At 71.5% G+C, this 26866-nt stretch carries 22 protein-coding genes; 21 read left to right on the top strand and 1 reads right to left on the bottom strand.

From position 1 onward, the window contains the following. Positions 1-153: 153 nt before the first annotated feature. The 16 genes from rsmH to divIVA all read left to right on the top strand — a co-directional run bounded on the left by rsmH (position 154) and on the right by divIVA (position 18122). Positions 154-1110, top strand: coding sequence for a 16S rRNA (cytosine(1402)-N(4))-methyltransferase RsmH (gene rsmH, locus ACH499_RS01540; protein ID WP_399013176.1), 957 nt, complete (start codon positions 154-156; stop codon positions 1108-1110). A gap of 49 nt (positions 1111-1159) precedes the next feature. Then, positions 1160-1816, top strand: a complete 657-nt coding sequence (locus tag ACH499_RS01535) for a septum formation initiator family protein (protein ID WP_399013174.1) — start codon at positions 1160-1162, stop codon at positions 1814-1816. After that, positions 1813-3780 carry a peptidoglycan D,D-transpeptidase FtsI family protein gene (locus ACH499_RS01530; protein WP_399013172.1) on the top strand — a complete coding sequence of 656 codons (1968 nt, stop codon included), beginning with the start codon at positions 1813-1815 and terminating at the stop codon, positions 3778-3780. The genes ACH499_RS01535 and ACH499_RS01530 overlap by 4 nt, the downstream gene beginning before the upstream one ends. A 209-nt stretch (positions 3781-3989) precedes the next feature. After that, a complete protein-coding gene (locus ACH499_RS01525) occupies positions 3990-5510 on the top strand; it encodes a UDP-N-acetylmuramoyl-L-alanyl-D-glutamate--2,6-diaminopimelate ligase (RefSeq protein ID WP_399013170.1) in 1521 nt (506 codons plus the stop codon). A gap of 28 nt (positions 5511-5538) precedes the next feature. Further along, positions 5539-6945 (top strand): UDP-N-acetylmuramoyl-tripeptide--D-alanyl-D-alanine ligase, encoded by a 1407-nt coding sequence (gene murF, locus ACH499_RS01520; RefSeq protein ID WP_356200125.1) that lies wholly within the window; start codon positions 5539-5541, stop codon positions 6943-6945. Next, entirely contained in the window at positions 6945-8036 is a 1092-nt protein-coding gene (gene mraY / locus ACH499_RS01515; protein ID WP_356200270.1) for a phospho-N-acetylmuramoyl-pentapeptide-transferase, read from the top strand. Before murF ends, mraY begins: the two co-directional genes overlap by 1 nt. 8 nt (positions 8037-8044) lie before the next feature. Beyond that, positions 8045-9451, top strand: a complete 1407-nt coding sequence (gene murD / locus ACH499_RS01510; RefSeq protein ID WP_399013168.1) for a UDP-N-acetylmuramoyl-L-alanine--D-glutamate ligase — start codon at positions 8045-8047, stop codon at positions 9449-9451. 76 nt (positions 9452-9527) lie between these two features. After that, positions 9528-10898: a putative lipid II flippase FtsW gene (gene ftsW / locus ACH499_RS01505; protein WP_356200121.1), complete on the top strand. Its 1371-nt coding sequence runs from the start codon at positions 9528-9530 to the stop codon at positions 10896-10898. A 6-nt stretch (positions 10899-10904) separates the two neighbouring features. Beyond that, entirely contained in the window at positions 10905-11999 is a 1095-nt protein-coding gene (gene murG / locus ACH499_RS01500) for an undecaprenyldiphospho-muramoylpentapeptide beta-N-acetylglucosaminyltransferase (protein WP_356200119.1), read from the top strand. Between the two features lie 25 nt (positions 12000-12024). Further along, positions 12025-12819: a cell division protein FtsQ gene (ftsQ, locus tag ACH499_RS01495; RefSeq protein WP_399013166.1), complete on the top strand. Its 795-nt coding sequence runs from the start codon at positions 12025-12027 to the stop codon at positions 12817-12819. 288 nt (positions 12820-13107) lie between these two features. Then, positions 13108-14313, top strand: coding sequence for a cell division protein FtsZ (gene ftsZ / locus ACH499_RS01490; RefSeq protein WP_356200115.1), 1206 nt, complete (start codon positions 13108-13110; stop codon positions 14311-14313). Further along, positions 14310-15038 (top strand): peptidoglycan editing factor PgeF, encoded by a 729-nt coding sequence (pgeF, locus tag ACH499_RS01485; protein ID WP_356200113.1) that lies wholly within the window; start codon positions 14310-14312, stop codon positions 15036-15038. Before ftsZ ends, pgeF begins: the two co-directional genes overlap by 4 nt. Positions 15039-15044: 6 nt before the next feature. Continuing rightward, on the top strand, positions 15045-15764 hold the full coding sequence (locus tag ACH499_RS01480) for a YggS family pyridoxal phosphate-dependent enzyme (protein WP_399013163.1): 720 nt from the start codon (positions 15045-15047) through the stop codon (positions 15762-15764). A 129-nt stretch (positions 15765-15893) separates the two neighbouring features. After that, positions 15894-16535 (top strand): cell division protein SepF, encoded by a 642-nt coding sequence (locus ACH499_RS01475; protein WP_356200110.1) that lies wholly within the window; start codon positions 15894-15896, stop codon positions 16533-16535. 81 nt (positions 16536-16616) lie between these two features. Beyond that, positions 16617-16901, top strand: a complete 285-nt coding sequence (locus ACH499_RS01470) for a YggT family protein (protein WP_007448661.1) — start codon at positions 16617-16619, stop codon at positions 16899-16901. 57 nt (positions 16902-16958) lie between these two features. After that, positions 16959-18122 (top strand): apical growth/hyphal branching protein DivIVA, encoded by a 1164-nt coding sequence (divIVA, locus tag ACH499_RS01465; protein WP_399013162.1) that lies wholly within the window; start codon positions 16959-16961, stop codon positions 18120-18122. A gap of 163 nt (positions 18123-18285) precedes the next feature. Here the strand turns inward: divIVA and ileS are convergent, their stop codons facing one another. Further along, positions 18286-21432: an isoleucine--tRNA ligase gene (gene ileS / locus ACH499_RS01460; protein ID WP_399013160.1), complete on the bottom strand. Its 3147-nt coding sequence runs from the start codon at positions 21430-21432 to the stop codon at positions 18286-18288. Positions 21433-22044: 612 nt separating this feature from the next. On the opposite strand from ileS, the gene ACH499_RS01455 reads away from it, so the two are divergent. From ACH499_RS01455 to ACH499_RS01435, 5 genes are all read left to right on the top strand, one after another. Continuing rightward, positions 22045-23046 carry a TraR/DksA C4-type zinc finger protein gene (locus tag ACH499_RS01455; protein WP_399013159.1) on the top strand — a complete coding sequence of 334 codons (1002 nt, stop codon included), beginning with the start codon at positions 22045-22047 and terminating at the stop codon, positions 23044-23046. An 89-nt stretch (positions 23047-23135) separates the two neighbouring features. Then, on the top strand, positions 23136-23729 hold the full coding sequence (lspA, locus tag ACH499_RS01450) for a signal peptidase II (protein ID WP_356200104.1): 594 nt from the start codon (positions 23136-23138) through the stop codon (positions 23727-23729). A gap of 43 nt (positions 23730-23772) precedes the next feature. Next, a complete protein-coding gene (locus ACH499_RS01445) occupies positions 23773-24717 on the top strand; it encodes an RluA family pseudouridine synthase (protein WP_356200102.1) in 945 nt (314 codons plus the stop codon). Next, positions 24714-25211: a GNAT family N-acetyltransferase gene (locus ACH499_RS01440; RefSeq protein WP_356200101.1), complete on the top strand. Its 498-nt coding sequence runs from the start codon at positions 24714-24716 to the stop codon at positions 25209-25211. The genes ACH499_RS01445 and ACH499_RS01440 overlap by 4 nt, the downstream gene beginning before the upstream one ends. A 67-nt stretch (positions 25212-25278) precedes the next feature. Next, positions 25279-26865: a Na+/H+ antiporter gene (locus ACH499_RS01435; protein WP_356200099.1), complete on the top strand. Its 1587-nt coding sequence runs from the start codon at positions 25279-25281 to the stop codon at positions 26863-26865. The last annotated feature ends 1 nt before the right edge of the window (position 26866 follow it).

Genomic DNA, 26866 nt, shown 5'->3' with positions numbered 1-26866 from the left:
TCTCCCCACGTGCGCGGCGCGTACGTACGGCTCGGCCTCCTCCCTGCTCCTGGCCGGCTGACGCTTCCGGCGCCGGCAGGCCCCCCTTCACGAGCGAGCGGGAGGGGACCCGGCAGTGCGTGACGCCGTGCCGGACCCGAGAGGCCGCCCCACTTGAGTCAGAGTCGACACGTCCCGGTGATGCTCCAGCGGTGCCTGGACCTGCTGGCGCCCGCCCTGGAGGCACCGGGCGCCGTGGTGGTGGACTGCACCCTCGGGCTCGGCGGGCACAGCCAGGCGCTGCTCGACCGCTTCCCCGAGGCGAGGCTCGTCGCCCTCGACCGGGACAAGGAGGCCCTGCGCCTGTCCGGCGAGCGGCTCGCCCCGTACGGGGACCGCGCCACCCTGGTGCACGCCGTCTACGACGAGCTGCCCGACGTGCTCGACCGGCTCGGCCTCCCGCGCGTCCAAGGCGTGCTGTTCGACCTCGGCGTCTCCTCCATGCAGCTCGACGAGGCCGACCGGGGCTTCGCCTACGCCCAGGACGCCCCGCTCGACATGCGCATGGACCAGACGACCGGCATGAGCGCCGCCGAGGTCCTCAACACCTACCCGCCCGGCGAACTCGTCCGCATCCTGCGGGCGTACGGCGAGGAGAAGCAGGCCAAGCGGATCGTCTCCGCCATCGTGCGCGAACGCGAGAAGGAGCCGTTCACCAACAGCGCCCGGCTGGTCGAGCTGATCCGCGCCGCGCTGCCGCAGGCCGCCAAGCGCACCGGCGGCAACCCGGCCAAGCGCACCTTCCAGGCCCTGCGCATCGAGGTCAACGGCGAGCTGTCCGTCCTGGAACGTGCGATCCCGGCCGCCGTCAAGGCGCTCGCCGTCGGCGGACGCATCGCCGTGCTGTCGTACCACTCCCTGGAGGACCGGCTGGTCAAGCAGGTGTTCGCGGCCGGCGCCGCCACTACCGCGCCGCCCGGACTGCCGGTGGTCCCCGAGCGCTACGCGCCCCGGCTCAAGCTGCTCACACGCGGTGCCGAACTTCCCACAGAGGAGGAGATCGCCGAGAACCGGCGGGCCGCGCCGGCGAGGCTGCGCGGCGCCGAACGCGTCAGGGAGGACGTCGAGTGAGGCAGGCCAGGCGCGTGCGGAGGGGCCGCCCGTGCCGAGGGGAGGGCGAGTGAGCAGGAAACCCGAGCTGAAGGGCAGGGCCGCCCGGCTCGCCCGGCTTCTGCCGCCCGGCGGCGGACGCGGCCAGGCCGCCCGGGCGCCGTTCGTCCTTCTCGTCGTCCTGCTGCTGGGCGGCGGCCTCATCGGACTGCTGGTGCTCAACTCCGCCCTGAGCGAGGGCTCGTTCGAGCTGGAGGACCTCAAGCAGGAGACGAAGAGCCTCACCGACGAGGAGCAGGCCCTCCAGCGGGACATCGACACCTACTCGGCCCCCCAGGCCCTCCAGCACCGCGCCCGCGAACTCGGCATGGTGCCCGGCACGGACCCCGTCTTCCTCGCCCCCGACGGCACCGTCAAGGGTTCGCCCAGGCCGGCCTCGGCCGCCGCGGGCTCGCCCCGGCCCGCCTCGGCCGGCACCGTTCCGCTCGTCCTCGTCCCCGAGGCACTGGGCGAGCCGGCCGCCCCCGTCACCCCGGGCACCGCCACCCCCGGCACCGGGGCCAACGGTCCGGCGGCGACCGTGTCCGCCGGCCCCACCGGTCCTACCAGTCCCACCGGTCCCACCGGTCCCACCGGTCCGGCCGCGACGGCGTCCGCCGGCACCGGCCCGACCGCCCCGCCCGCCTCGACGGCCGCAGCCACCCCGACCCCGACCCCCGGCAGGTGACGGAAGTGTCCGACAGGGAACCGCCGCGCCGCCGCGTGCCCGGACCCGCGCGGCCCGTCCGCCCCGGCGGCCGCCGGCCGCCGGGCCCCGGCGCCCGGCCGGTCCGCCGCCCCGGCCCCTCCCGGCCCCCCGCCGCCCGCTCCATCAGGCTGGGCAGCCCGCGGCCCCGCCTGCGCATGATCGGCCTGGCGCTGACGCTGGTGATGGCCGCCTTCGTCGTACGCCTCCTCCAGGTGCAGGCCGTCGACGCGGGGACGTACGCCGCCAAGGCCGAGCAGAACCGCTACGTCGTGCACACCCTGACCGCCGAGCGCGGCGGCATCACCGACCGCAACGGCGTGGCCCTCGCCAGCACCGTGGACGCCTACGACATCACGGCCGACCCCACGATGTTCACCCGCGAGCGGCTGAAGGTCGGCGACGGCCCCGAGCAGGCGGCGGCGCTCCTCGCCCCGATCCTCGGCGTGGACCAGCAGGACCTGGTCGAGCGGCTGCGCCCCGCGAACAAGGAACTGCGCTACGTCCGCCTCGCCCACCGGCAGACCCCGCAGGTCTGGAACCAGATCAAGGACCTGAAGACCGCCCTGACCAAGAAGACGGAGACCGACAAGACCGCGGTCAACGTCCTCGCGGGCGTCTTCGCCGACCCCAGCAGCAAGCGCGTGTACCCGGGCGGCGACCTCGCCGCCGGCATCCTCGGCTGGGTCAACGCCGACGGCGAGGGCGGCGGCGGACTCGAACGGCAGCTCGACAAGACGCTGGCCGGCGAGGACGGCAAGATCCGCTACGCGCAGTCCGGCGGCCGCCAGGTGCCCACCGCCGGGACCACCGAGACACCCGCCGTGCCCGGCAGCGACGTCGAGCTGACCATCGACCGCGACATCCAGTGGGCCGCGCAGCACGCCATCTCCCAGCAGGTCGAGAAGTCCAAGGCGGACGGCGGCTACGTCATCGTCCAGGACACCCGCACCGGCGAGATCCTCGCCATGGCCAACTCACCCGGCTTCGACCCGGGCGACCTGGCCCACGCCGACCCCGCGGCACTGGGCAACGCGGCCCTCCAGGACGCCTTCGAGCCCGGCTCCACCGCCAAGCTGATGTCGATGGCCGCCGTGCTGGAGGAGAACGTCGCCACCCCGCAGACGCACGTCACCGTCCCCAACCGGCTGCACCGCGGCGACCGGCTGTTCAAGGACGACATCGACCACCCCACGTGGTACCTCACGCTCAACGGCGTGCTCGCCAAGTCCAGCAACATCGGCACCATCCTGGCCACCGGCGAACTCGGCAAGACCCAGCCGGAGGCCAACAAGGTCCTCTACTCCTACCTGCGCAAGTTCGGCCTCGGCGCCTACAGCGGCCTCGGCTTCCCCGGCGAGACCAAGGGCATCCTCGCGCCGCCGGGAAAGTGGTCGACCTCGCAGCAGTACACGATTCCTTTCGGCCAGGGCGTCTCCGTGAACGCGCTGCAGGCGGCCTCCGTGTACTCGACCATCGCCAACGGCGGCGTACGCATCGAGCCCACCCTCGTACGCGGCACCAAGGACGCCGACGGGCGCTTCACACCGGCCCCCGAGCCCAAGAAGACCCGTGTGGTCAGCGAGAAGACCGCCAAGACCCTCTCGCAGATGCTGGAGTCCGTGGTGGACGACGAGGAGGGCACCGGCACCAAGGCGCGCATCCCCGGTTACCGCGTGGCCGGCAAGACGGGCACGGCCAACCGTGTGGATCCGGCCACGGGCAAGTACCACGGCTACACCTCCTCCTTCGCCGGATTCGCCCCCGCGGACCAGCCCCGCGTCACCGTCTACTGCGCCATCCAGAACGCCACAGCGGGCAGCTACTTCGGCGGCCAGATCTGCGGCCCCATCTACAAGCAGGTCATGGAGTTCGCCCTGAAGACCCTTCAGGTCCCCCCGACCGGGGCCGCGCCCGCGAGGCTCCCGGTCACCTTCAAGCCCTGACCCCCCACCAGCGGCCACGCACCGCGTCAGCACCGAGCCACCAGGAACCATCCGTGACAACGATCACCCCGGATCCCGGGAACCAGAACGGGCCCTCGCCGGACGGCACCGCACGCGGGCCCCTATTTAGCCCGCAAGCGGGTGAGCCCGGTACGCTCACCGCCGTGCCACACGCTGATCAGTCCCAATCCACCCAGAAGGGCCACCCCGTGACATACCCGGGACCGCCCCGGCCGGTGCAGGTCTCCGCCACCCCCCTCGCGGAGCTCGCCGATCAGCTCGGTGTCGCCGCGCCGGACAGCACCGCCGGGGTCACGGGCATCACCCATGACTCCCGCGCCGTCCGCCCCGGTGACCTGTACGCCGCCCTCCCCGGAGCCCGCGCCCACGGCGCCGACTTCGTCACCCAGGCCGCCGGCCTCGGCGCGGCCGCCGTGCTGACCGACCCGGCCGGCGCCGAGCGCGTCGCCGCCACCGGGCTGCCGGCGCTCGTCGTCGACGACCCGCGCGCGCGGATGGGCGAACTGGCGGCCACGATCTACGGCCACCCCGGCCGCGACCTCCTCCAGATCGGCATCACCGGCACCTCCGGCAAGACCACCACCGCCTACCTGGTCGAGGGCGGTCTGCGCACCGCGAAGACCACCGGGCTCATCGGCACGGTCGAGATGCGCATCGGCGACGAACGCATCAAGTCGGAGCGCACCACGCCCGAGGCCACCGACCTCCAGGCCCTGTTCGCGGTGATGCGCGAGCGCGGCACCGAGGCCGTCGCCATGGAGGTCTCCAGCCACGCCCTCGTGCTCGGCCGGGTCGACGCCTGCGTCTTCGACATCGCGGTGTTCACGAACCTGAGCCCGGAGCACATGGAGTTCCACTCCGGCATGGAGGACTACTTCCAGGCCAAGGCGCAGTTGTTCACGCCGCTGCGCAGCAGGCTCGGGGTCGTCAACACCGACGACGAGTACGGCCGCCGCCTCGCCAAGGAGGCCTCGGTCCCCGTCGTCACCTACTCCGCCGAGGGGCACCCCGACGCCGACTGGCGCGCCGAGGACGTCCAGGTCGGCCCGATGGACTCGACGTTCACCGTGACCGGCCCCAAGGGCGAGCGCATCAGCGCCAGGTCGCCGCTGGCCGGCCCGTTCAACGTGGCGAACACCCTCGCCGCGATCGTCGCCCTGGCCGCCGCCGGGCTCGACCCGCAGGCCGCCGCCGACGGCGTCGCGGCCGTACCGGGCGTGCCGGGCCGGCTGGAGCGCGTGGACGAGGGCCAGCCCTACCTCGCGGTGGTCGACTACGCCCACAAGACCGACGCGGTCGAGTCCGTCCTGCGCGCCCTGCGCAAGGTGACCGAGGGCAGGCTGCACGCGGTCCTCGGCTGCGGCGGCGACCGGGACACCACCAAGCGGGAGCCGATGGGCGCCGCCGTGGCCCGGTTCGCGGACACCGCCGTCCTGACCTCCGACAACCCCCGCTCCGAGGACCCCCTGGCGATCCTCGCCACCATGCTCCGGGGCGCGGCGTCCGTGCCCGCGCACGAGCGCGGTGAGGTCCAGGTCTTCGAGGACCGGGCCGCGGCCATCGCCGCCGCCGTCGCCCGGGCCCGGCCCGGCGACACCGTACTGGTGGCCGGCAAGGGCCACGAGCAGGGCCAGGACATCGCCGGCGTGGTCCGTCCCTTCGACGACCGCCAGGTGCTTCGCGAAGCCATCCGGAAGACCCAGGGATGAAAATCCTGAAGACCCAGGGGATGAACTTGTGATCGCCCTCTCCCTCGCCGAGATCGCAGAAGTCGTCGGCGGGCAGATGCACGACATACCGGACGCGTCCGTCGAGGTCACCGGACCGGTGGTCCGGGACTCCCGCGAGGCCGGGCCGGGCAGCCTCTTCGTCGCCTTCGTCGGCGAACGCGTGGACGGCCACGACTTCGCGTCGGCGGTCGTCGAGGCGGGGGCGGTGGCCGTGCTCGGCCTCCGTCCCGTCGGGGTGCCCGCGATCGTCGTCGACGACGTCCAGGCCGCCCTCGGCGCCCTCGCCCGGCACGTCGTCCGGCGGCTGGGCGCCACCCTCGTCGCCCTCACCGGATCCGCCGGCAAGACCAGCACCAAGGACCTCATCGCGCAGGTCCTCGGGCGCAAGGCGCCCACGGTGTTCACGCCCGGCTCGCTGAACAACGAGATCGGGCTGCCGCTCACCGCCCTCACCGCCACCGAGGAGACGAAGTTCCTCGTGCTGGAGATGGGTGCCCGCGGCATCGGCCACATCCGGTACCTCGCCGGCCTCACCCCGCCGAGGATCGGCCTCGTCCTCAACGTCGGCAGCGCCCACATCGGCGAGTTCGGCGGCCGGGAGCAGATCGCCCAGGCCAAGGGCGAACTCGTCGAGTCGCTCCCCGAGGACGGCGCCGCGATCCTCAACGCGGACGACCCCTACGTCCGCGCCATGTCCTCCCGTACGAAGGCGAAGGTGATCTTCTTCGGGGAGTCCGGCGAAGCGGACGTTCGCGCCGAGAACGTGCGACTCACGGACAGCGGACAGCCTTCCTTCAGGCTTCACACACCCTCCGGTGCAAGTGATGTGACCATGCGCCTGTACGGTGAGCACCACGTGTCGAACGCGCTCGCCGCGGCCGCCGTCGCCCACGAGTTGGGCATGTCCGCAGACGAGATCGCCACCGCGCTCTCCGAGGCGGGCTCCCTCTCCCGCTGGCGGATGGAGGTCACCGAGCGCCCGGACGGCGTGACGGTCGTCAACGACGCCTACAACGCGAACCCCGAGTCGATGGCAGCGGCCCTGCGTGCGCTGGCGGCCATGGGCAAGGGACGTCGCACGTGGGCGGTGCTCGGCAAGATGGCCGAGCTCGGGGACGAGGCGCTCGCCGAGCACGACGCGGTCGGACGGCTCGCCGTCCGGCTCAACGTCAGCAAGCTCGTCGCGGTCGGGGGCAGGGAAGCCCGCTGGCTGCAACTGGGCGCATATAACGAGGGTTCGTGGGGTGAGGAGTCGGTGCACGTGTCCGACGCACAGGCGGCGATCGACCTGTTGCGCAGCGAGTTGCGCCCGGGGGACGTGGTACTCGTGAAGGCGTCCCGTTCGGTGGGGCTGGAGGGCGTCGCCACGGCGCTGCTCGAGACCGGCGCCGAGGGTGAGGTCGCCGCCCGATGATGAAGCAGATCCTGTTCGCGGGAGTCATTGGCCTCTTCCTGACCTTGGTCGGCACCCCGCTGCTGATCAAGCTGCTGGCCCGCAAGGGCTACGGCCAGTACATCCGCGACGACGGGCCGCGCGAGCACGCCAGCAAGCGCGGTACGCCGACCATGGGTGGTATCGCCTTCATCCTGGCGACGGTCATCGCCTACTTCCTGGCCAAGGTGATCACCGGTTACCTGGACGAGGAGGCCGACGCGGGGCCGACCTTCTCGGGCCTGCTGGTGCTGGGCCTGATGGTCGGCATGGGCCTGGTCGGCTTCCTCGACGACTACATCAAGATCGTCAAGCGCCGTTCGCTGGGCCTGCGGGCCAAGGCGAAGATGGCCGGCCAGCTCATCGTCGGCATCGCCTTCGCGGTGCTCGCGCTCCAGTTCGCGGACAACCGCGGGAACACCCCGGCCTCCACCAAGCTGTCGTTCATCACGGACTTCGGCTGGACCATCGGCCCGGTGCTGTTCGTGGTCTGGGCGCTGTTCATGATCCTCGCCATGTCGAACGGCGTGAACCTCACCGACGGCCTCGACGGCCTGGCCACCGGCGCCTCCGTCCTGGTCTTCGGCGCCTACACCTTCATCGGCGTCTGGCAGTTCCAGGAGTCCTGCGCCAACGCGCTGACCCTGACCAACCCGGGCGCCTGCTACGAGGTGCGCGACCCGCTCGACCTGGCGGTGGTCGCCTCCGCGCTGATGGGTTCCTGCCTCGGCTTCCTGTGGTGGAACACCTCGCCGGCCAAGATCTTCATGGGTGACACCGGTTCGCTCGCGCTCGGCGGCGTGCTCGCGGGTCTCGCGATCTGCTCCCGCACCGAGCTGCTGCTCGCCATCCTCGGCGGTCTGTTCGTCCTGATCACCATGTCGGTGGTCATCCAGGTCGGCTCCTTCCGCCTCACCGGCAAGCGCGTCTTCCGGATGGCGCCACTTCAGCACCACTTCGAACTCAAAGGCTGGTCCGAGGTCCTTGTCGTGGTCCGCTTCTGGATCATCCAGGGCATCTGCGTGATCGTCGGACTCGGCCTCTTCTACGCGGGATGGGCAGCGGACAAGTGACCTCCTCGGTGCCTTCGGAATTCACGGGCAAGCACGTCACCGTCGCCGGACTGGGCGTCTCCGGCGTCCCGGCGGCCAAGGTCCTGCACGGCCTCGGCGCGCACGTCACCGTCGTCAACGACGGCGACGACGAGCGCGCACGGGCGCAGGCCGCCGAACTCGAGGCGCTCGGTGTCACCGTGCGCCTCGGCGACGGCGACACCCTCCCCGGGGGCACCGAGCTAATCGTCACCGCACCCGGCTGGAAGCCGGACAAGCCCCTGTTCAGTGCCGCACGCGAGGCCGGCGTGCCGGTCTGGGGCGACGTCGAACTGGCCTGGCGGCTGCGCGGCCCGGACGCCGCCCCCTGGCTCGCCGTCACCGGCACCAACGGCAAGACCACCACCGTCCAGATGCTGGCGTCGATCCTGAGGGCGGCCGGCCTGCGCACGGCCGCCGTCGGCAACATCGGCGTCTCCCTGCTGGACGCGGTCACCGGCGACGAGGAGTACGACGTCCTGGCCGTGGAGCTGTCCAGCTACCAGCTCCACTGGGCGCCCTCCCTGCGCGCCCACTCCGCCGCCGTGCTCAACATCGCCCCGGACCACCTCGACTGGCACGGCTCCATGGAGGCCTACGTCGCCGACAAGGGCCGTATCTACGAGGGCAATCGCGTCGCCTGCGTCTACAACGTGGCGGACAAGGCCACCGAGGACCTGGTCCGCGAGGCCGACGTCGAGGAGGGCTGCCGCGCCATCGGCTTCACCCTCGGCGCCCCGGCGCCCTCCCAACTCGGCGTCGTGGACGGCATCCTGGTCGACCGCGCCTTCGTCGAGAACCGGCAGAAGAACGCCCAGGAGCTCGCCGAGGTCTCCGACGTCAACCCGCCGGCCCCGCACAACATCGCCAACGCCCTGGCCGCGGCGGCCCTCGCGCGCGCCTTCGGCGTCTCCGCCGCCGCCGTACGGGACGGACTGCGGGCCTTCACGCCCGACGCCCACCGCATCGCGCACGTCGCGGACGTCGACTCGGTCGCCTACGTGGACGACTCCAAGGCCACCAACACCCACGCCGCGGAAGCCTCGTTGGCGGCGTACGAGTCGATCGTGTGGATCGCCGGCGGACTGGCGAAGGGCGCCACCTTCGACGAGCTGGTCGCCGGTGCGGCCAAGCGGTTGCGGGGCGCCGTCCTCATCGGCGCCGACCGCGCGCTGATCCGCGAAGCCCTGGCGCGACACGCGCCCGAGGTACCGGTGGTCGACCTCGACCGGACCGACACTGGGGCGATGCTCCAGGCCGTCCAGGAGGCGCGGCGGCTCGCGCGGCCCGGCGACACGGTCCTGCTCGCCCCGGCCTGCGCCTCCATGGACATGTTCACCAACTACAACAAGCGTGGTGACGCGTTCGCGGCGGCCGTTCGCGAACTCGGCGCCTGACCCGGCCGCTGCTGCGCCGGGTGATCTCGGGAGGGACGCGTGGCACGGTCCAGGCCGATCGACAGCGGAGGCCACGATGCCCGGTAGCCGTACCGGACGTCCGCCCGTGCAGCGGACCGTCAAGCGGCCGGCCCCACCGGGGCCGCCGCGCGAGAACCCGGTCCTGAGCCTCTACGTCCGCCTGCGCCGCGCCTGGGACCGGCCGCTGACCGCCTACTACCTGATCTTCGGCGGCAGTCTGCTGATCACCGTGCTCGGCCTGGTGATGGTCTACTCGGCCTCCCAGATCACCGCGCTCCAGCTCTCCCTGCCCGGCTCGTACTTCTTCCGCAAGCAGTTCCTGGCCGCCCTGATCGGCGGAGCACTGATGCTGGCCGCCATGCGGATGCCGGTGAAGCTGCACCGCGCGCTCGCGTACCCGATCCTCGCCGCCGCCGTCTTCCTGATGATCCTGGTGCAGATCCCGGGGATAGGGATGGCGGTCAACGGCAACCAGAACTGGATCTCGCTCGGCGGCTCCTTCCAGATCCAGCCCAGCGAGTTCGGCAAGCTCGCCCTGGTGCTGTGGGGCGCCGATCTGCTCGCCCGCAAACAGGACAAGAAGCTGCTGGCCCAGTGGAAGCACATGCTCGTGCCCCTGGTGCCGGCCGCCTTCATGCTGCTCGGACTCATCATGATCGGCGGCGACATGGGGACGGCGATCATCCTCACGGCGATCCTGTTCGGTCTGCTGTGGCTGGCCGGCGCGCCCACGCGGCTGTTCGCCGGGGTGCTCTCCGTCGCCGCGCTGCTCGGTGCGATCCTCATCAAGACCAGCCCCAACCGCATGGCCCGGCTGAACTGCATCGGCGCCACCGACCCCGGCCCCGGCGACGCCTGCTGGCAGGCCGTGCACGGCATCTACGCCCTCGCCTCGGGCGGACTGTTCGGTTCCGGGCTCGGTGCCAGCGTGGAGAAATGGGGTCAACTCCCCGAAGCCCACACGGACTTCATCTTCGCCGTCACCGGTGAGGAACTGGGTCTGGCGGGGACACTGTCGGTGCTCGCCCTGTTCGCGGCTCTAGGCTATGCGGGTATCCGCGTGGCCGGACGCACGGAGGACCCCTTCGTCAGGTATGCCGCGGGAGGCGTGACCACCTGGATCACGGCCCAGGCCGTGATCAACATCGGTGCGGTCCTCGGACTGCTGCCGATCGCCGGTGTCCCCCTCCCGCTGTTCTCCTACGGGGGATCCGCCCTGCTGCCGACCATGTTCGCCGTCGGACTGCTCATCGCCTTCGCCCGCGACGAGCCCGGTGCGCGGGCGGCGCTTGCGCTGCGGCAACCTCGCTTTGGTAGAAAGCGGGGAACGGGGGGAACACGGGGCTCCGGGCCCCGGCGGAACTCCCGGAGTTGGAACACGATGCGACGACGTGCCTCGGCGGCGCGCTCGTCCGGAGAGCGGTGAATTTCGGTGCATGTCGTACTCGCCGGCGGAGGAACCGCGGGCCACATCGAGCCCGCGCTCGCCCTCGCGGACGCCCTGCGCAGGCAGGATCCGACCGTGGGCATCACGGCCCTGGGCACGGAACGCGGCCTCGAGACCCGTCTGGTGCCCGAGCGCGGTTACGAGCTGGCGCTGATCCCGGCGGTCCCGCTGCCCCGCAAGCCCACCCCCGAGCTGATCACCGTCCCGGGCCGGCTGCGCGGCACCATCAAGGCGACCGAGCAGATCCTGGAGCGCACCAAGGCGGACGCCGTGGTCGGCTTCGGCGGCTACGTAGCCCTGCCCGGCTACCTCGCGGCCAAGCGCCTCGGCGTGCCGATCGTGATCCACGAGGCCAACGCCCGCCCGGGCCTGGCCAACAAGATCGGCTCCCGCTACGCGGCCCAGGTCGCCGTGGCCACCCCGGACAGCAAGCTGCGCAACTCGCGCTACATCGGCATCCCGCTGCGCCACTCCATCGCCACCCTGGACCGCGCCGCCGCGCGCCCGGAGGCCCGTGCGATGTTCGGGCTCGACCCCAACCTGCCGACGCTGCTGGTCTCCGGCGGTTCGCAGGGCGCCCGCCGCCTCAACGAGGTGGTCCAGCAGGTCGCGCCGTGGCTCCAGCAGGCGGGCATCCAGATCCTGCACGCGGTCGGCCCGAAGAACGAACTGCCGCAGGTCCACCAGATGCCGGGGATGCCGCCGTACATCCCGGTAAGTTACCTGGACCGGATGGACCTCGCGTACGCCGCGGCCGACATGATGCTCTGCCGCGCGGGCGCGATGACCGTCGCCGAACTCTCCGCCGTCGGACTCCCGGCCGCCTACGTCCCGCTGCCCATCGGCAACGGCGAACAGCGGCTCAACGCCCAGCCGGTGGTGAAGGCCGGCGGCGGACTGCTGGTCGACGACGCGGAACTGACGCCGGAGTGGGTGCAGCACAACGTCCTGCCCGTGCTCGCCGATCCGCACCGGCTGTACGAGATGTCCCGCGCCGCCGCCGAGTTCGGCCGCCGGGACGCCGACGACCTCCTCGTCGGCATGGTGTACGAGGCGATCGCCGCTCGTGCGCGCCGCTAGTCAGGCATGACGGAAGGCAGGGAGCGTGGCCGGACCGACCACCGCCGAGCGCGGTGAACGCCAGCAGGAGTCGTCCGGCCCGCCCCGTGCGAGGCGGTTCGGACCGCCCCGTCTCCGTACGATCATCATCCTGGCCGTCGCCCTGGTCCTGGTCACGGCCGGCGTGCTCTGGGTGCTGTACGGCTCCAACTGGCTCCGCGTGGAACAGGTATCGGTCTCCGGTACCCGTGTTCTGACACCGGCCCAGGTCCGCGAGGCGGCGGACGTCCCGGTCGGTGATCCGCTGGCCTCCGTCGACACCGGGGCCATCGCCGCCCGGCTCGCCGGGAAACTGCCCCGCGTCGACGAGGTCGAGGTGGAGCGTTCCTGGCCGCACGGAATCACGCTCGAGGTGACAGAGCGGACTCCGGTTCTGGTGGTGCAAAAAGGCCGGAAGTTCGTGGAAGTGGATGACGAGGGCGTCCGATTCGCCACCGTTTCGCGGGCGCCGAAAGGCGTGCCCGCGCTGACACTGGAGCCCGCCCGTTCCGGCCCCGCCGCTGCGAGCCTGCGCCGCTTCGGCGAGGACCGCCTGGTGCGCGAGGCGGTACGCGTCGCCGGCGACCTTCCGGACGCGGTCGCGCGGCGGACGCGCCTGGTCACGGTGCGTTCCTTCGACGACATCTCGCTGGAGCTGAGCGGCGACCGGACCGTGGCCTGGGGCAGTGGCGAACTGGGCGAGGAGAAGGCCCGTTCGCTCACCGCGCTGATGAAAGCCACCCCCGACGCACGGCACTTCGACGTGAGTGTTCCCACCGCACCGGCGTCATCAGGGAGTTGACGGGTATACGTGCAGGCCAGCACCCTGGTTGGGCAGCGCTACGGCTGATCACATAGGGTGAAAAGAAAAACGGGAGGTTCGGCGTGTTCGTTGAACGCGCGCCACTTGTCGACTTAGTGTCCTGTTCAGAAGACTCCAAGGAACAGACACACTGGTAACCCTAAACTTCAGCGTTAGGGTTCGGGTCGGCGCTACGGACCGTCCCATTCGGCATCAGTCGTCGGGTCGCGGGGCAGCAAACGCTCCGGTGATCCGGCGACACGTAACTCGAGGCGAGAGGCCTTCGACGTGGCAGCACCGCAGAACTACCTCGCAGTCATCAAAGTCATCGGTGTCGGCGGCGGTGGTGTCAATGCCATCAACCGGATGATCGAGGTCGGTCTCAAGGGCGTCGAGTTCATCGCCATCAACACCGACGCGCAGGCGTTGTTGATGAGCGACGCCGACGTCAAGCTCGACGTCGGCCGCGAACTCACCCGCGGACTCGGCGCCGGAGCCAACCCGGCCGTAGGCCGCAAGGCCGCCGAGGACCACCGCGAGGAGATCGAGGAGGTCCTCAAGGGGGCCGACATGGTCTTCGTGACGGCCGGTGAAGGCGGCGGCACCGGCACCGGCGGGGCTCCCGTCGTGGCCAACATCGCCCGCTCGCTCGGTGCCCTCACCATCGGTGTGGTCACGCGCCCGTTCACCTTCGAGGGACGGCGCCGCGCCAACCAGGCCGAGGACGGCATCGCCGAGCTGCGCGAAGAGGTCGACACCCTCATCGTCATCCCCAACGACCGGCTGCTGTCCATCTCGGACCGCCAGGTCAGCGTGCTCGACGCGTTCAAGTCCGCCGACCAGGTGCTGCTGTCCGGTGTGCAGGGCATCACCGACCTCATCACCACCCCCGGCCTGATCAACCTGGACTTCGCCGACGTGAAGTCGGTCATGTCCGAGGCCGGTTCGGCCCTCATGGGCATCGGCTCCGCCCGCGGCGACGACCGCGCGGTGGCCGCGGCCGAGATGGCGATCTCCTCGCCGCTCCTGGAGGCGTCCATCGACGGCGCACGGGGCGTGCTGCTCTCCATCTCCGGCGGTTCCGACCTCGGCCTGTTCGAGATCAACGAGGCCGCTCAGCTCGTCAGCGAGGCCGCCCACCCCGAGGCCAACATCATCTTCGGCGCGGTCATCGACGACGCCCTCGGCGACGAGGTGCGGGTCACCGTGATCGCCGCGGGCTTCGACGGGGGCCAGCCGCCGGCCAAGCAGCGGGAGAACGTCCTCGGCTCGTCCTCGCCCAAGCGCGAGGAGCCCGCTCCGGCGCGGCAGCCCGAGAGCCGTCCGACCTTCGGCTCGCTCGGCAGCGTCAAGCCCAAGGAGGAGCCGGAGCCGGCCCCGGTGCCGGAGCCGGTGAGCGACCTGCCGCCGGTGGCCCAGCCGCCCGTCCCGCCGTCGCGCACCTACTCGGACAGCGCGGCCGAGGAACTGGACGTGCCGGACTTCCTGAAGTGATAGGACAGCGCGACACCGTGAACGGCGCGCACTTCGGCTTCACCGACCGGTGGGGCGGAGTGAGCGCCGTTCCGTACGAGGAGCTCAATCTCGGCGGCGCGGTCGGCGACGATCCCGCCGCCGTCACGGCCAACCGGGAACTGGCCGCGAAGACACTGGGCGTCGACCCTGCCCGCGTGGTGTGGATGAACCAGGTGCACGGCGCCGACGTCGCCGTGGTCGACGCGCCCTGGGGGGACCGGCCGGTCCCGCGCGTCGACGCGGTCGTCACCGCCGAACGCGGCCTCGCCCTCGCCGTTCTCACCGCCGACTGCGTACCCGTCCTCCTCGCCGACCCCGTCGCCGGTGTCGCCGCCGCGGCGCACGCGGGCCGGCCCGGCCTGGTCGCCGGGGTCGTCCCCGCCGCCGTACGGGCCATGACGGAGCTCGGCGCCGAGCCCGCCCGCATCGTCGCCCGCACCGGACCCGCCGTGTGCGGCCGGTGCTACGAGGTGCCCGAGGAGATGCGCGCCGAGGTCGCCGCCGTCGAACCGGCGGCGCACGCCGTGACGAGCTGGGGCACTCCGGCCGTCGACGTGAGCGCCGGCGTGCACGCGCAGCTCGAACGCCTCGGGGTGTGCGACCGGGCGCAGTCGCCGGTGTGCACCCGGGAGTCGAAGGATCACTTCTCGTACCGACGCGACCGCACCACCGGGCGGCTCGCGGGCTATGTCTGGCTGGACTGATGGGGCATGACGGACCGTAAGCACGAACTCGCCGGGAACCTGGCGAAAGTCGAAGAGCGCATCGCCGCCGCCTGCGCGGCCGCCGGACGCGACAGGGACGAGGTGACCCTGATCGTGGTCACCAAGACCTACCCGGCCGAGGATGTGCGCATTCTCTCGGAACTCGGCGTGCGCCACGTCGCCGAGAACCGCGACCAGGACGCGGCGCCCAAGGCCGCCGCCTGCGCGGATCTGCCGCTTTCCTGGCACTTCGTCGGTCAGTTGCAGACCAATAAAGTGCGTTCCGTGGTCGGATACGCGGATGTCGTGCAGTCCGTGGACCGTGCCAAGCTCGTCACGGTTCTGTCCCGGGAGGCGGTGCGGGCCGGCCGCGAGGTGGGCGTCCTCCTCCAGGTCGCGCTCGACGCGGGGGAGAGCGCGCGCGGCGAGCGCGGCGGTGTCGCTCCCGGGGGAATCGAAGAGTTGGCCGATCTGGTCGCCGGATCGGAGGGGCTGCGGCTCGACGGCCTGATGACCGTGGCCCCGCTCACCGGCGAGTACGCCGGGCGTCAACAAGCCGCGTTCGAGCACCTCATGGATTTGTCGACGCACCTGCGCCGAACCCATCCGGCTGCGAACATGGTCTCCGCAGGGATGAGTGCGGACCTCGAGCAGGCCGTGGCCGCCGGAGCGACACATGTACGCGTCGGCACCGCGGTACTCGGAGTCCGCCCCAGGCTCGGGTAACGTCGCCAAGAAGTCGGACCACAGCAGAAAATATGGTCATTACCGCCGAAAGGCGGAGGCAACGACCTAGTGGATCGCAGGCACTTGGCAGTCGTCAGCCGATCCACCACAGAGCGGAGGACTCAGAGCATGGCCGGCGCGATGCGCAAGATGGCGGTCTACCTCGGCCTCGTGGAGGACGATGGGTACGACGGCCGGGGGTTCGACCCCGACGACGACTTCGAACCCGAACTGGACCCGGAGCCCGAGCGGGACCACAGGCGACATGAACCCGCACATCAGTCCCATGGTGCACACCAGCCCCAAAGGGATGAAGAGGTGCGAGTCGTCCAACCGCCCGCCCAGCGCGAGCCGGTGTCCCGTTCCGCTTCGCTCGCGGCGGAATCGGGCCGCCCGGCGCGCATCGCGCCCGTGGCATCCATCACACAAGAACGCGCGAGCCTGGAAAAGAGCGCACCGGTCATCATGCCCAAGGTCGTGTCCGAACGAGAGCCCTACCGGATCACCACGCTTCACCCCCGGACCTACAACGAGGCCCGTACCATCGGGGAACACTTCCGTGAGGGCACGCCGGTGATCATGAATCTGACTGAGATGGATGACACAGATGCGAAGCGACTTGTCGACTTTGCCGCCGGTTTGGTGTTTGGTCTTCACGGGAGTATCGAGCGGGTGACGCAGAAGGTGTTCCTGCTGTCTCCTGCTAACGTCGATGTCACGGCGGAGGACAAGGCCCGCATCGCAGAGGGCGGGTTCTTCAACCAGAGCTGAGACGCACGACCGGCAAAGAGCAAGAGCACGGACCCGAGGACGGGTCCGAAAGATGGTTCAGGGGAGAGGGAAGCACAGGTCATGAGCGTGGTCCTGGATGTCGTCTACATCGCGCTGATGTGCTTCCTCATCGTGCTCATCTTCCGGTTGGTCATGGACTACGTCTTCCAGTTCGCCCGCTCGTGGCAACCCGGCAAGGCGATGGTGGTCGTTCTGGAGGCCACCTACACTGTCACCGATCCACCGCTGAAGCTTCTGCGGCGGTTCATCCCGCCGCTGCGTCTCGGGGGCGTGGCGCTCGACCTGTCCTTCTTCGTACTGATGATCATCGTCTACATCCTGATCTCGATCGTGAGCCGGCTGTGAGCGATGAGAGAGAGATACGGGCTTGCCGAATGCCGACGACTACGTTGAGGTGAAGAGATGCCGTTGACCCCTGAGGACGTGCGGAACAAGCAGTTCACGACCGTCCGCCTCCGAGAGGGCTATGACGAGGACGAGGTCGATGCCTTCCTCGACGAGGTTGAAGCCGAACTGACCCGGCTGCTCCGCGAGAACGAGGACCTGCGCGCCAAACTGGCGGCGGCGACGCGCGCGGCTGCGCAGAACCAGCAGAACATGCGCAAGCCCCCGGAACCGCCCCAGGATCAGCAGCAGCATCCGCAGCAACAGGGCGGGATGCCGCAGCAGGGCATGCGAGGTCCCGGCGCTCCGGTGCCCGCCGGCATATCGGGCCCGCCGCAGCAGCAGATGGGTGGCCCCATGGGTGGCCCGCCCCAGCTGCCGAGCGGTGCTCCGCAACTGCCCGCCGGTCCCGGCGGTCAGGGTGGCCCGCAGGGTCCCGGTCCGATGGGCCAGGGTCCGGGGCCGATGGGCCAGGGCCCGGGTCCGATGCAGGGCCAGATGGGTCCCGGTCCGATGGGCGGCCCGATGGGCGGTCCGCAGGGCCCCGGTGGTCCCGGCGGCATGCCCGGTCAGGGCGGCCCCGGCGGCGACAGCGCCGCCCGTGTCCTCTCGCTGGCCCAGCAGACCGCCGACCAGGCGATCGCCGAGGCCCGTTCCGAGGCCAACAAGATTGTCGGCGAGGCGCGTTCGCGTGCCGAGGGCCTGGAGCGGGACGCCCGCGCCAAGGCGGACGCCCTGGAGCGGGACGCGCAGGAGAAGCACCGCGTCGCGATGGGCTCCCTGGAGTCGGCCCGCGCCACGCTGGAGCGCAAGGTCGAGGATCTGCGCGGCTTCGAGCGTGAGTACCGCACGCGGCTGAAGTCCTACCTGGAGTCGCAGCTCCGTCAGCTCGAGACCCAGGCGGACGACTCGCTCGCCCCGCCGCGGACCCCCGCGACGGCTTCGCTGCCGCCGTCCCCGGCGCCTTCCATGGCTCCGGCCGGTGCGAGCGCGCCGTCCTACGGCGGCAACCAGTCGATGGGCAGCGGACCGAGCCAGTCCGGTCCGTCGTACGGCGGGCAGCAGCAGATGTCGCCGGCGATGACCCAGCCGATGGCGCCGGTGCGGCCGCAGGGTCCCTCGCCGATGGGACAGGCGCCCTCGCCGATGCGGGGCTTCCTGATCGATGAGGACGACAACTGATCAGTAGTACGGCGTAGCCTTCGGCGGCGTTCAGGGCGGGCCCCGGGTTTGTGACCCGGGGCCCGCCCTTGTGCGTGGTGGGGGGTGTCGGTGCGCCCGGCGCGGCGGGCGCAGGCATGACGAAGGCCCGGCCCCTCGCGGGGCCGGGCCTTCGTCGTGGTCCTTACTGCTTGCGCAGGCGGAACGTCAGGGTCAGGCCCTCGTCCGTGAACGCGCTCCCGTACGTGTCGTCCGCCTCGGCCTGGGTGAAGTCCGTGGCGAGGACCTCGTCGGCGATCAGGCCGGCGTGTTCGGTCAGCGCGGCGATGGTCGCCGGGTCCGTGGCCGTCCAGCGCAGGGCGATGCGGTCGGCGACGTCGAGGCCGCTGTTCTTGCGGGCCTCCTGGATCAGGCGGATCGCGTCACGGGCGAGGCCCGCGCGGCGCAGCTCCTCGGTGATCTCCAGGTCGAGGGCGACCGTCGCACCCGAGTCCGAGGCGACCGACCAGCCTTCGCGCGGCGTCTCGGTGATGATCACCTCGTCGGGAGCGAGGCCGACCGTCTCCCCGTCGACCTCCACCGACGCGGTGCCCTCGCGCAGGGCGAGGGACAGCGCGGCGGCGTCCGCGGCCGCGACCGCCTTGGCGACGTCCTGGACGCGCTTGCCGAACCGCTTGCCGAGCGCACGGAAGTTGGCCTTCGCGGTGGTGTCGACCAGGGAGCCGCCGACCTCGCTCAGCGAGGCGAGCGACTCGACGTTCAGCTCCTCCGTGATCTGTGTGTGCAGTTCGGGGGAGAGGGCGTCGAAGCCCGTGGCGGCGATCAGCGCGCGGCGCAGCGGCTGGCGGGTCTTGACGCCCGACTCCGCGCGGGTGGCGCGGCCCAGTTCGACCAGGCGGCGGACCAGGAGCATCTGCTTCGACAGCTCGGGGTCGATCGCCGTCAGGTCCGCCTCCGGCCAGGAGGACAGATGGACCGACTCGGGGGCGCCCGGGCTCACCGGGACGATCAGGTCCTGCCAGACCCGCTCGGTGATGAACGGCGTCAGCGGGGCCATGAGCTTGGTGACCGTCTCGACGACCTCGTGCAGCGTGCGCAGCGCGGCCTTGTCGCCCTGCCAGAAGCGGCGGCGCGAGCGGCGGACGTACCAGTTGGACAGGTCGTCGACGAACGCGGACAGCAGCTTGCCGGCGCGCTGGGTGTCGTAGCCCTCCAGCGCCTGCGTCACCTGGTCGGTGAGCGCGTGCAGCTCGGACAGCAGCCAGCGGTCCAGCAGCGGGCGGTCGGCCGGGGCCGGGTCGGCGGCGCTCGGCGCCCAGCCGCTGGTGCGGGCGTACAGGGCCTGGAAGGCGACCGTGTTCCAGTAGGTGAGGAGCGTCTTGCGGACGACCTCCTGGATGGTGCCGTGGCCGACGCGGCGGGCCGCCCAGGGGGAGCCGCCGGCCGCCATGAACCAGCGGACCGCGTCGGCTCCGTGCTGGTCCATCAGCGGGATCGGCTGCAGGATGTTGCCCAGGTGCTTGGACATCTTGCGGCCGTCCTCGGCGAGGATGTGGCCGAGGCAGACGACGTTCTCGTACGACGACTTGTCGAAGACCAGGGTGCCGACGGCCATCAGCGTGTAGAACCAGCCCCGGGTCTGGTCGATGGCCTCGGAGATGAACTGCGCCGGGTAGCGGGACTCGAAGAGTTCCTTGTTCTTGTACGGGTAGCCCCACTGCGCGAACGGCATCGAGCCCGAGTCGTACCAGGCGTCGATGACCTCCGGCACGCGCGTGGCGGTCTTGCCGCAGCCGTCCTGCGGGCAGGCGAAGGTGACCTCGTCGATGTACGGGCGGTGCGGGTCCAGGCCCGACTGGTCGGTGCCGGTCAGCGCGGTCAGCTCCGCCCGGGAGCCGGCGACGGTGAGGTGGTCGTCCTCGCAGCGCCAGATCGGCAGCGGGGTGCCCCAGTAGCGGTTGCGGGAGAGCGCCCAGTCGATGTTGTTGTTCAGCCAGTCGCCGTACCGGCCGTGCTTGACCGAGTCCGGGAACCAGTTGGTCTTCTCGTTCTCCTGGAGGAGACGGTCCTTGATCGCCGTGGTGCGGATGTACCAGGAGGGCTGCGCGTAGTACAGCAGCGCGGTGTGGCAGCGCCAGCAGTGCGGGTAGCTGTGCTCGTACGGGATGTGCTTGAAGAGCAGGCCCCGGCTGTCCAGGTCCTCGGTCAGCTTCTCGTCGGCCTTCTTGAAGAAGACGCCGCCGATCAGCGGGACGTCCTCGCCGAAGGTGCCGTCGGGGCGGACCGGGTTGACGACCGGCAGGCCGTAGGAGCGGCAGACCCTGAGGTCGTCCTCACCGAAGGCGGGGGACTGGTGGACCAGACCGGTGCCGTCCTCGGTCGTGACGTACTCGGCGTTGACCACGTAGTGGGCGGGCTCGGTGAACTCGACCAGCTCGAAGGGACGCCGGTAGTTCCAGCGCTCCATCTCGGCGCCGGTGAAGGTCTGGCCGGTGGTCTCCCAGCCCTCGCCGAGGGCCTTCTCGACGAGCTGCTCGGCGACGACCAGCTTCTCCTCGCCGTTGGACGCGACGACGTAGGTGACGTCGGGGTGCGCGGCGACCGCGGTGTTGGAGACCAGGGTCCAGGGGGTGGTCGTCCAGATCAGCAGCGAGGCCTCGCCGGCCAGCGGGCCGGAGGTCAGCGGGAAGCGGACGTAGACCGACGGGTCGACGACCGTCTCGTAGCCCTGGGCCAGCTCGTGGTCGGACAGGCCGGTGCCGCAGCGGGGGCACCAGGGGGCGACGCGGTGGTCCTGGACCAGCAGGCCCTTGTTGAAGATCTCCTTCAGCGACCACCAGACCGACTCGACGTACTCCGGGTCCATCGTCCGGTAGGCGTCGTCGAGGTCGACCCAGTAGCCCATGCGGGTCGTCAGCTCGGTGAAGGCGTCGGTGTGCCGGGTCACGGACTCGCGGCACTTGGCGTTGAACTCGGCGATGCCGTACGCCTCGATGTCCTTCTTGCCGTTGAAGCCCAGCTCCTTCTCCACGGCGAGCTCGACCGGGAGGCCGTGGCAGTCCCAGCCGGCCTTGCGGGCGACGTGGTAGCCGCGCATGGTGCGGAAGCGGGGGAAGACGTCCTTGAAGACGCGTGCCTCGATGTGGTGGGCGCCCGGCATGCCGTTGGCGGTGGGCGGGCCTTCGTAGAACACCCACTCGGGGCGGCCCTCGGACTGCTCCAGGCTCTTGGCGAAGATCTTCTGCTCGCGCCAGAAGTCGAGCACCGCGTGTTCGAGCGCGGGCAGGTCGACCTGGGCGGGTACCTGGCGGTACTGCGGCTGCGTATTCAACGAGCTTCCTCCGGCGGACGTGCTGCCTTCCGTCGGAGGGACGAGAGCCGTAATGGCTACGTACGCCGCTGTGTGCGGCGTGCTCCCGCGGTACCACCCTCCTTGGCCCCCCGGTGCGTCGTGTGCACCGGCGGACCCCCTCATTGGGGGCGCGAGGCCGGTTCTACTCGCCCGTCCCTGCGGTCCGGGCTTTCTTCCGGCGGCTCCGGGGTGATCTTCACGTCGCGCTCGCCCCCGGGCTCACACCGTCCCCGGGTCGCTCTGGGCTGCGTACGCCGCTACTCGTCCCCATCCACGCTTTTTCGCTCCGCCCAGTGTACGGCGCCGCGCGGGCAGCGGCCGACCGGTTTCGACGCGGTCCGGTGAGGGGGTGCCGTGCGGCCGGGGTGACCCGAATGCCGTGGTCCGGCGTCCGGCTCCCGGCGGGGCCGTGAGGTGCGCCCGCGGCGGATTACCCGGCGGGGAGCTGGGCACAACGCAGGCATGCTCGCCGCGCGGCGCGCGGTGGGCGGGCGAATCGGGCGGCGTGCCCCGTTGCCGCGGGACCCGAGTCGATTTATCGTCCCAGCACGATTTGCGCGCAAGATCACAAAATGTGAAGGGGCCGCGGCCATGGTGGCGAAGAAGACCGCCCTGCAGGAGTCGGCGTCCGAGGGGCCCGCGGCCGGTGCATCCGCCTCCGGCGGTGCGGCCACGACGGGGCGGACGTCCGCGAAGAAGGCCCCGGCCGAGAAGGCCACGGCCCGGAAGGCGGGGGCGAAGAAGACGGCGGTGCGGAAGGCCGCCGCGAAGAAGGCGGGCGCCGGCGGCGGGGCGGCCGACGCGCGGAAGGCCGGTGCGAAGGCCGGCGCCGCGGGGAAGGCTCCGGCCGGCAGGAGCCGGGCAACGGAGGCCCCGGCCGGGGAGGCACGGGTGGAGGAGGCCACGGCAGGCACCGGTACGGCGAAGAAGGCCCCGGCCAGGAGGACTGCGGCCGGGAAGGCCCCGGCAGGCAGGACTCCGGCCGGCAGGGCGCCGGCGGGCAAGGAGCCGGGCGACGGGGCCGAGCGGGGTACGGGCAAGAGCGGTACGGGCAGGAAGAGCACGGCGAAGAAGGCGGGCGCGGCCGAGGCCGCGGAGCAGACGGGAGCCACGACGGTGGTTGCGAAGAAGACTCCTGGCACGGCCACGGCGGCCAAGTCCGCGGTTCCGAAGGCGCGCGGCATGGCCGCGGACCCCGGCGACCTCGCGGTACGCCCCGGCGAGGAACCCTGGACCCCGCAGGAGGTCGAGGAGGCGCGCGGGGAACTCCAGTCCGAGGCGGACCGCCTGCGCACCGAGATCGACCAGTCCGAGCGGGCCCTCAAGGGCCTGATGCGGGACTCCGGGGACGGCGCGGGCGACGACGAGGCGGACACCGGCACCAAGAACATCACGCGCGAGCACGAACTGGCCCTGGCCGCCAACGCCCGCGAGATGCTCACCCAGACCGAGCGCGCCCTGGAACGCCTCGACGCCGGCACCTACGGCCTGTGCGAGAACTGCGGCAACCCCATCGGCAAGGCGCGCATGCAGGCCTTCCCCCGGGCCACCCTGTGCGTCGAGTGCAAGCAGAAACAGGAGCGCCGGTACTGATCCGCCCCCGTACGCGTCCTGGGCGGCCCGGGGGTGCGGGCCGTGCCGTACCCTCGTGCTCAGTCAGGTACCTAGGCTGAGGGACTCACGTGGCAGAGGCGGAGCGCATCATCGGTACGCCGGACACCCCGGACGCGGCGGGGGACGGGGAGGAACGGCCCGATGCCGAGCAGGCACAGGCGCAGGAGCCCCCGCGGGGCAGGCGCCGGATCGCGGTGCTGTTCGCGGTCGCCGCGTTCGCGTACCTCCTCGACCTCGGCAGCAAGATGATCGTGGTCGCCAAGCTGGAGCACCACGAGCCCATCGAGATCATCGGGGACTGGCTGCGGTTCGCGGCCATCCGCAACGCGGGCGCCGCCTTCGGCTTCGGCGAGGCCTTCACCGTGATCTTCACGGTGATCGCCGCGGCGGTGATCGTCGTGATCGCCCGCCTCGCGCGCAAGCTCTACAGCCTGCCGTGGGCGATCGCGCTCGGCATGCTGCTCGGCGGTGCGCTCGGCAACCTCACCGACCGGATCTTCCGCTCGCCCGGCGTCTTCGAGGGCGCGGTCGTCGACTTCATCGCGCCCAAGCACTTCGCCGTCTTCAACCTCGCCGACTCGGCCATCGTCTGCGGCGGCATCCTGATCGTGATCCTCTCCTTCCGGGGCCTCGACCCGGACGGGACCGTGCACAAGGACTGAGCGCGCGTTCGGGACCGTCCGGGCCGTCCGGCATACTCGACGGGTGAGCACGCTTCCCGAGATCCGTACCCTGCCCGTGCCCGACGGCCTGGAGGGCGAGCGCGTCGACGCCGCCATCTCCCGCATGTTCGGCTTCTCCCGTACCAAGGCCGCGGAGCTCGCCGCGGCGGGCAAGGTCCAGGTCGACGGATCGGTGGTCGGCAAGTCCGAGCGGGTCAGCGGCGGCGCCTGGCTCGAGGTCGAGATGCCCCAGGCGCCCGCGCCCGTGCAGGTCGTCGCCGAGCCCGTCGAGGGCATGGAGATCGTGCACGACGACGAGGACGTGGTCGTCATCGTCAAGCCCGTCGGAGTGGCCGCCCACCCGTCGCCCGGCTGGACCGGGCCCACGGTCATCGGGGGCCTGGCCGCCGCCGGGTACCGCATCTCCACGTCCGGCGCCGCAGAGCGCCAGGGCATCGTGCACCGCCTCGACGTCGGCACCTCCGGGCTGATGGTGGTGGCCAAGTCGGAGCGGGCGTACACCTCGCTCAAGCGCCAGTTCAAGGAGCGCACGGTCGACAAGCGCTACCACACGCTCGTGCAGGGCCACCCCGACCCGACCAGCGGCACCATCGACGCCCCCATCGGCCGCCACCCGCAGCACGACTACAAGTGGGCCGTCACCGCCGAGGGCAAGCCCTCCGTCACCCACTACGACCTCATCGAGGCCTTCCGCGCCGCCTCCCTGCTCGACGTGAAGCTGGAGACCGGCCGCACCCACCAGATCCGCGTCCACATGGCCGCCCACCGCCACCCCTGCGTCGGCGACCTCACCTACGGCGCCGACCCGACGCTGGCCAAGCGGCTGCGCCTGACCCGCCAGTGGCTGCACGCCGTACGGCTCGGCTTCGAGCACCCCGGCGACGGGCAGTGGGCCGAGTTCGCCAGCGACTACCCCGAGGACCTCCAGCAGGCCCTCGACAAGGTCCGCGAGGAGACCTACGCGTGAGCGGCGCCCCCGTCTGCGAGGTGCGCGTCGCCGAGGACGGCGCCGACCGCGAGGCGTGCTTCGCGGTCCGCAAGGAGGTCTTCGTCGCCGAGCAGAACGTGCCGGAGGAGATCGAGTACGACGCCTACGACGCCGGTGCCGTGCACCTCCTCGCCGTCCGGGACGACGGTGTGCCGCTCGGCACCGCGCGGCTGCTGCACGGTGAGGCCGCCGCGGCGAAGAACGGCGACGGCGACCCGGCCGTCGGCTCCCTCGGGCGGCTCGCCGTCGTCCGCGACGCCCGCGGGCTGGGCGTCGGGGCCGCGCTGGTGCGCGCCGTCGAGGAGGCGGCACGCGCGAAGGGGCTCACGGCCGTGGACCTGCACGCGCAGACGCACGCCCTGGGTTTCTACCGGCGGCTGGGGTACGAGGCGTACGGACCGGAGTTCCCCGACGCGGGCATCCCGCACCGCGCGATGCGGCGCGTCCTCCCGGAGCCGCGCCGGACGGGCTGACGTGGCCGGGGGCGTGGCAGGCTTGAGACCCGCCGTGTGACGCCGAGACCCCACCGGAGCGGTGACCGTGGACCAGTTGGCCCTGCTGTTCGTGCTGCTGCTCGGGGCCCTGCTGAGCGTCCCCCTCGGCGACCGGCTCGGACTCCCGGCGCCGGTGCTGATGACCGTCCTCGGCATCGTGCTGGCGCTGCTCGACTTCGTGCCCAACGTCGACATCCCGCCCGAACTCATCCTGCCCGCGCTGCTGCCGCCGCTGCTCTACGCGGCCGTACGGCGCACGTCCTGGAGACAGTTCGCGGCCAACCGGCGCCCGATCTTCCTGCTGGCGGTCGCCCTGGTCTTCGTCACCATGGCGTCCGTGGCCACCGTGGCCCACGCCATCGTGCCGGGACTGCCGATCGCCGCCGCCTTCGCGCTCGGGGCCCTGGTGGCGCCGCCCGACCCGGTCGCGGCGACCGCCGTCGCGGGCCAGCTCGGACTGCCGCGCCGCCTGGTGTCCATCCTGGAGGGCGAGGGGCTGTTCAACGACGTGACGGCCATCGTCCTGTACCACGTGGCCATCGCCGCGGCCGTCGGCGGCACCTTCTCGCCCTGGAAGGCCGGCCTCGACCTCGTGCTGTCCGCCGTCGTCGCCGTCGCCGTCGGCCTCGCGCTCGGCTGGGGCACCGGCAAGCTCTTCGACGTGCTCGGCGACCCCACCCTCCAGATCGGGCTGACGCTGCTGGTGCCGTACGTCTCCTACGTACTGGCCGAGGAACTGCACGGCTCGGGTGTGCTCGCCGTGCTCACCACCGCCATGTTCCTCGCCGAGTACGCGGTCGGCCCCGACGACGTGATGACGCGCCTGGCCGGGCACACCGTCTGGGACGTCGTCGACACCCTCGTCACCGGTGTCGCCTTCGGGCTGATCGGGCTGGAGCTGCACAACGCCCTGCGCACGGCCTCCGGGCGGTGGGACGAACTGCTCGGCTGGGCCGGGGCGGTCGTCGTCGTGGTGATCCTCGTCCGGCTGCTGTGGCTGCTGCCGGCCACCTGGCTCACCCAGCGGCTGCACGCCCGGCGCGACCACGACGAGGACATCCCGACGAGCTGGCGGGAGACCGTCGTCATGTGGTGGTCCGGGATGCGCGGCGTCGCCTCGGTGGCCCTCGCGCTCGCCATCCCGCTGAAGACGGACGACGGCTCCCCCTTCCCCAACCGGGAGGAGATCGTCTTCATCGCCTTCGGCGTGATCATGGTGACGCTGCTGCTGCAGGGCCTGACGCTGCCGTGGCTGGTGAACCGGCTCGGGGTGCGCTCGGACACCGAGCGGGAGAAGGAGTACGAGAAGGAACTGGCCGTGCGCGCGGCCAAGGCGGCCAAGCAGCGGCTCAAGGAGATCGAGGCGGTCGAGGAACTGCCGGAGGAGCTGTCCGAGCAGATGCTGCGGCGGGCCTACGACATCGGCGTGCGGATCAGCCCCGACATCGGGGACGAGGAACGCCGGGAGGCGCAGCTCCAGCGGACCCGGCGGCTGAAGCGGATCCGCCGGATCCAGGGCGAGATGCTCAGCGCGGCGCGCCACGAGGTGCTGGCGGCACGCAGCGAGCCCGGATCCGACCCGGAGATCGTCGACCGCGTGCTGCGCCACCTGGACGTGCGCAGCCTGCGCTGAC

The organism is Streptomyces sp. NPDC018947 (assembly GCF_044390505.1).
Taxonomy (GTDB): Bacteria; Actinomycetota; Actinomycetes; order Streptomycetales; family Streptomycetaceae; genus Streptomyces.
The sequence above is the reverse complement of the archived record's forward strand: the minus strand, read 5'-3'. Positions and strand labels throughout refer to the sequence as shown.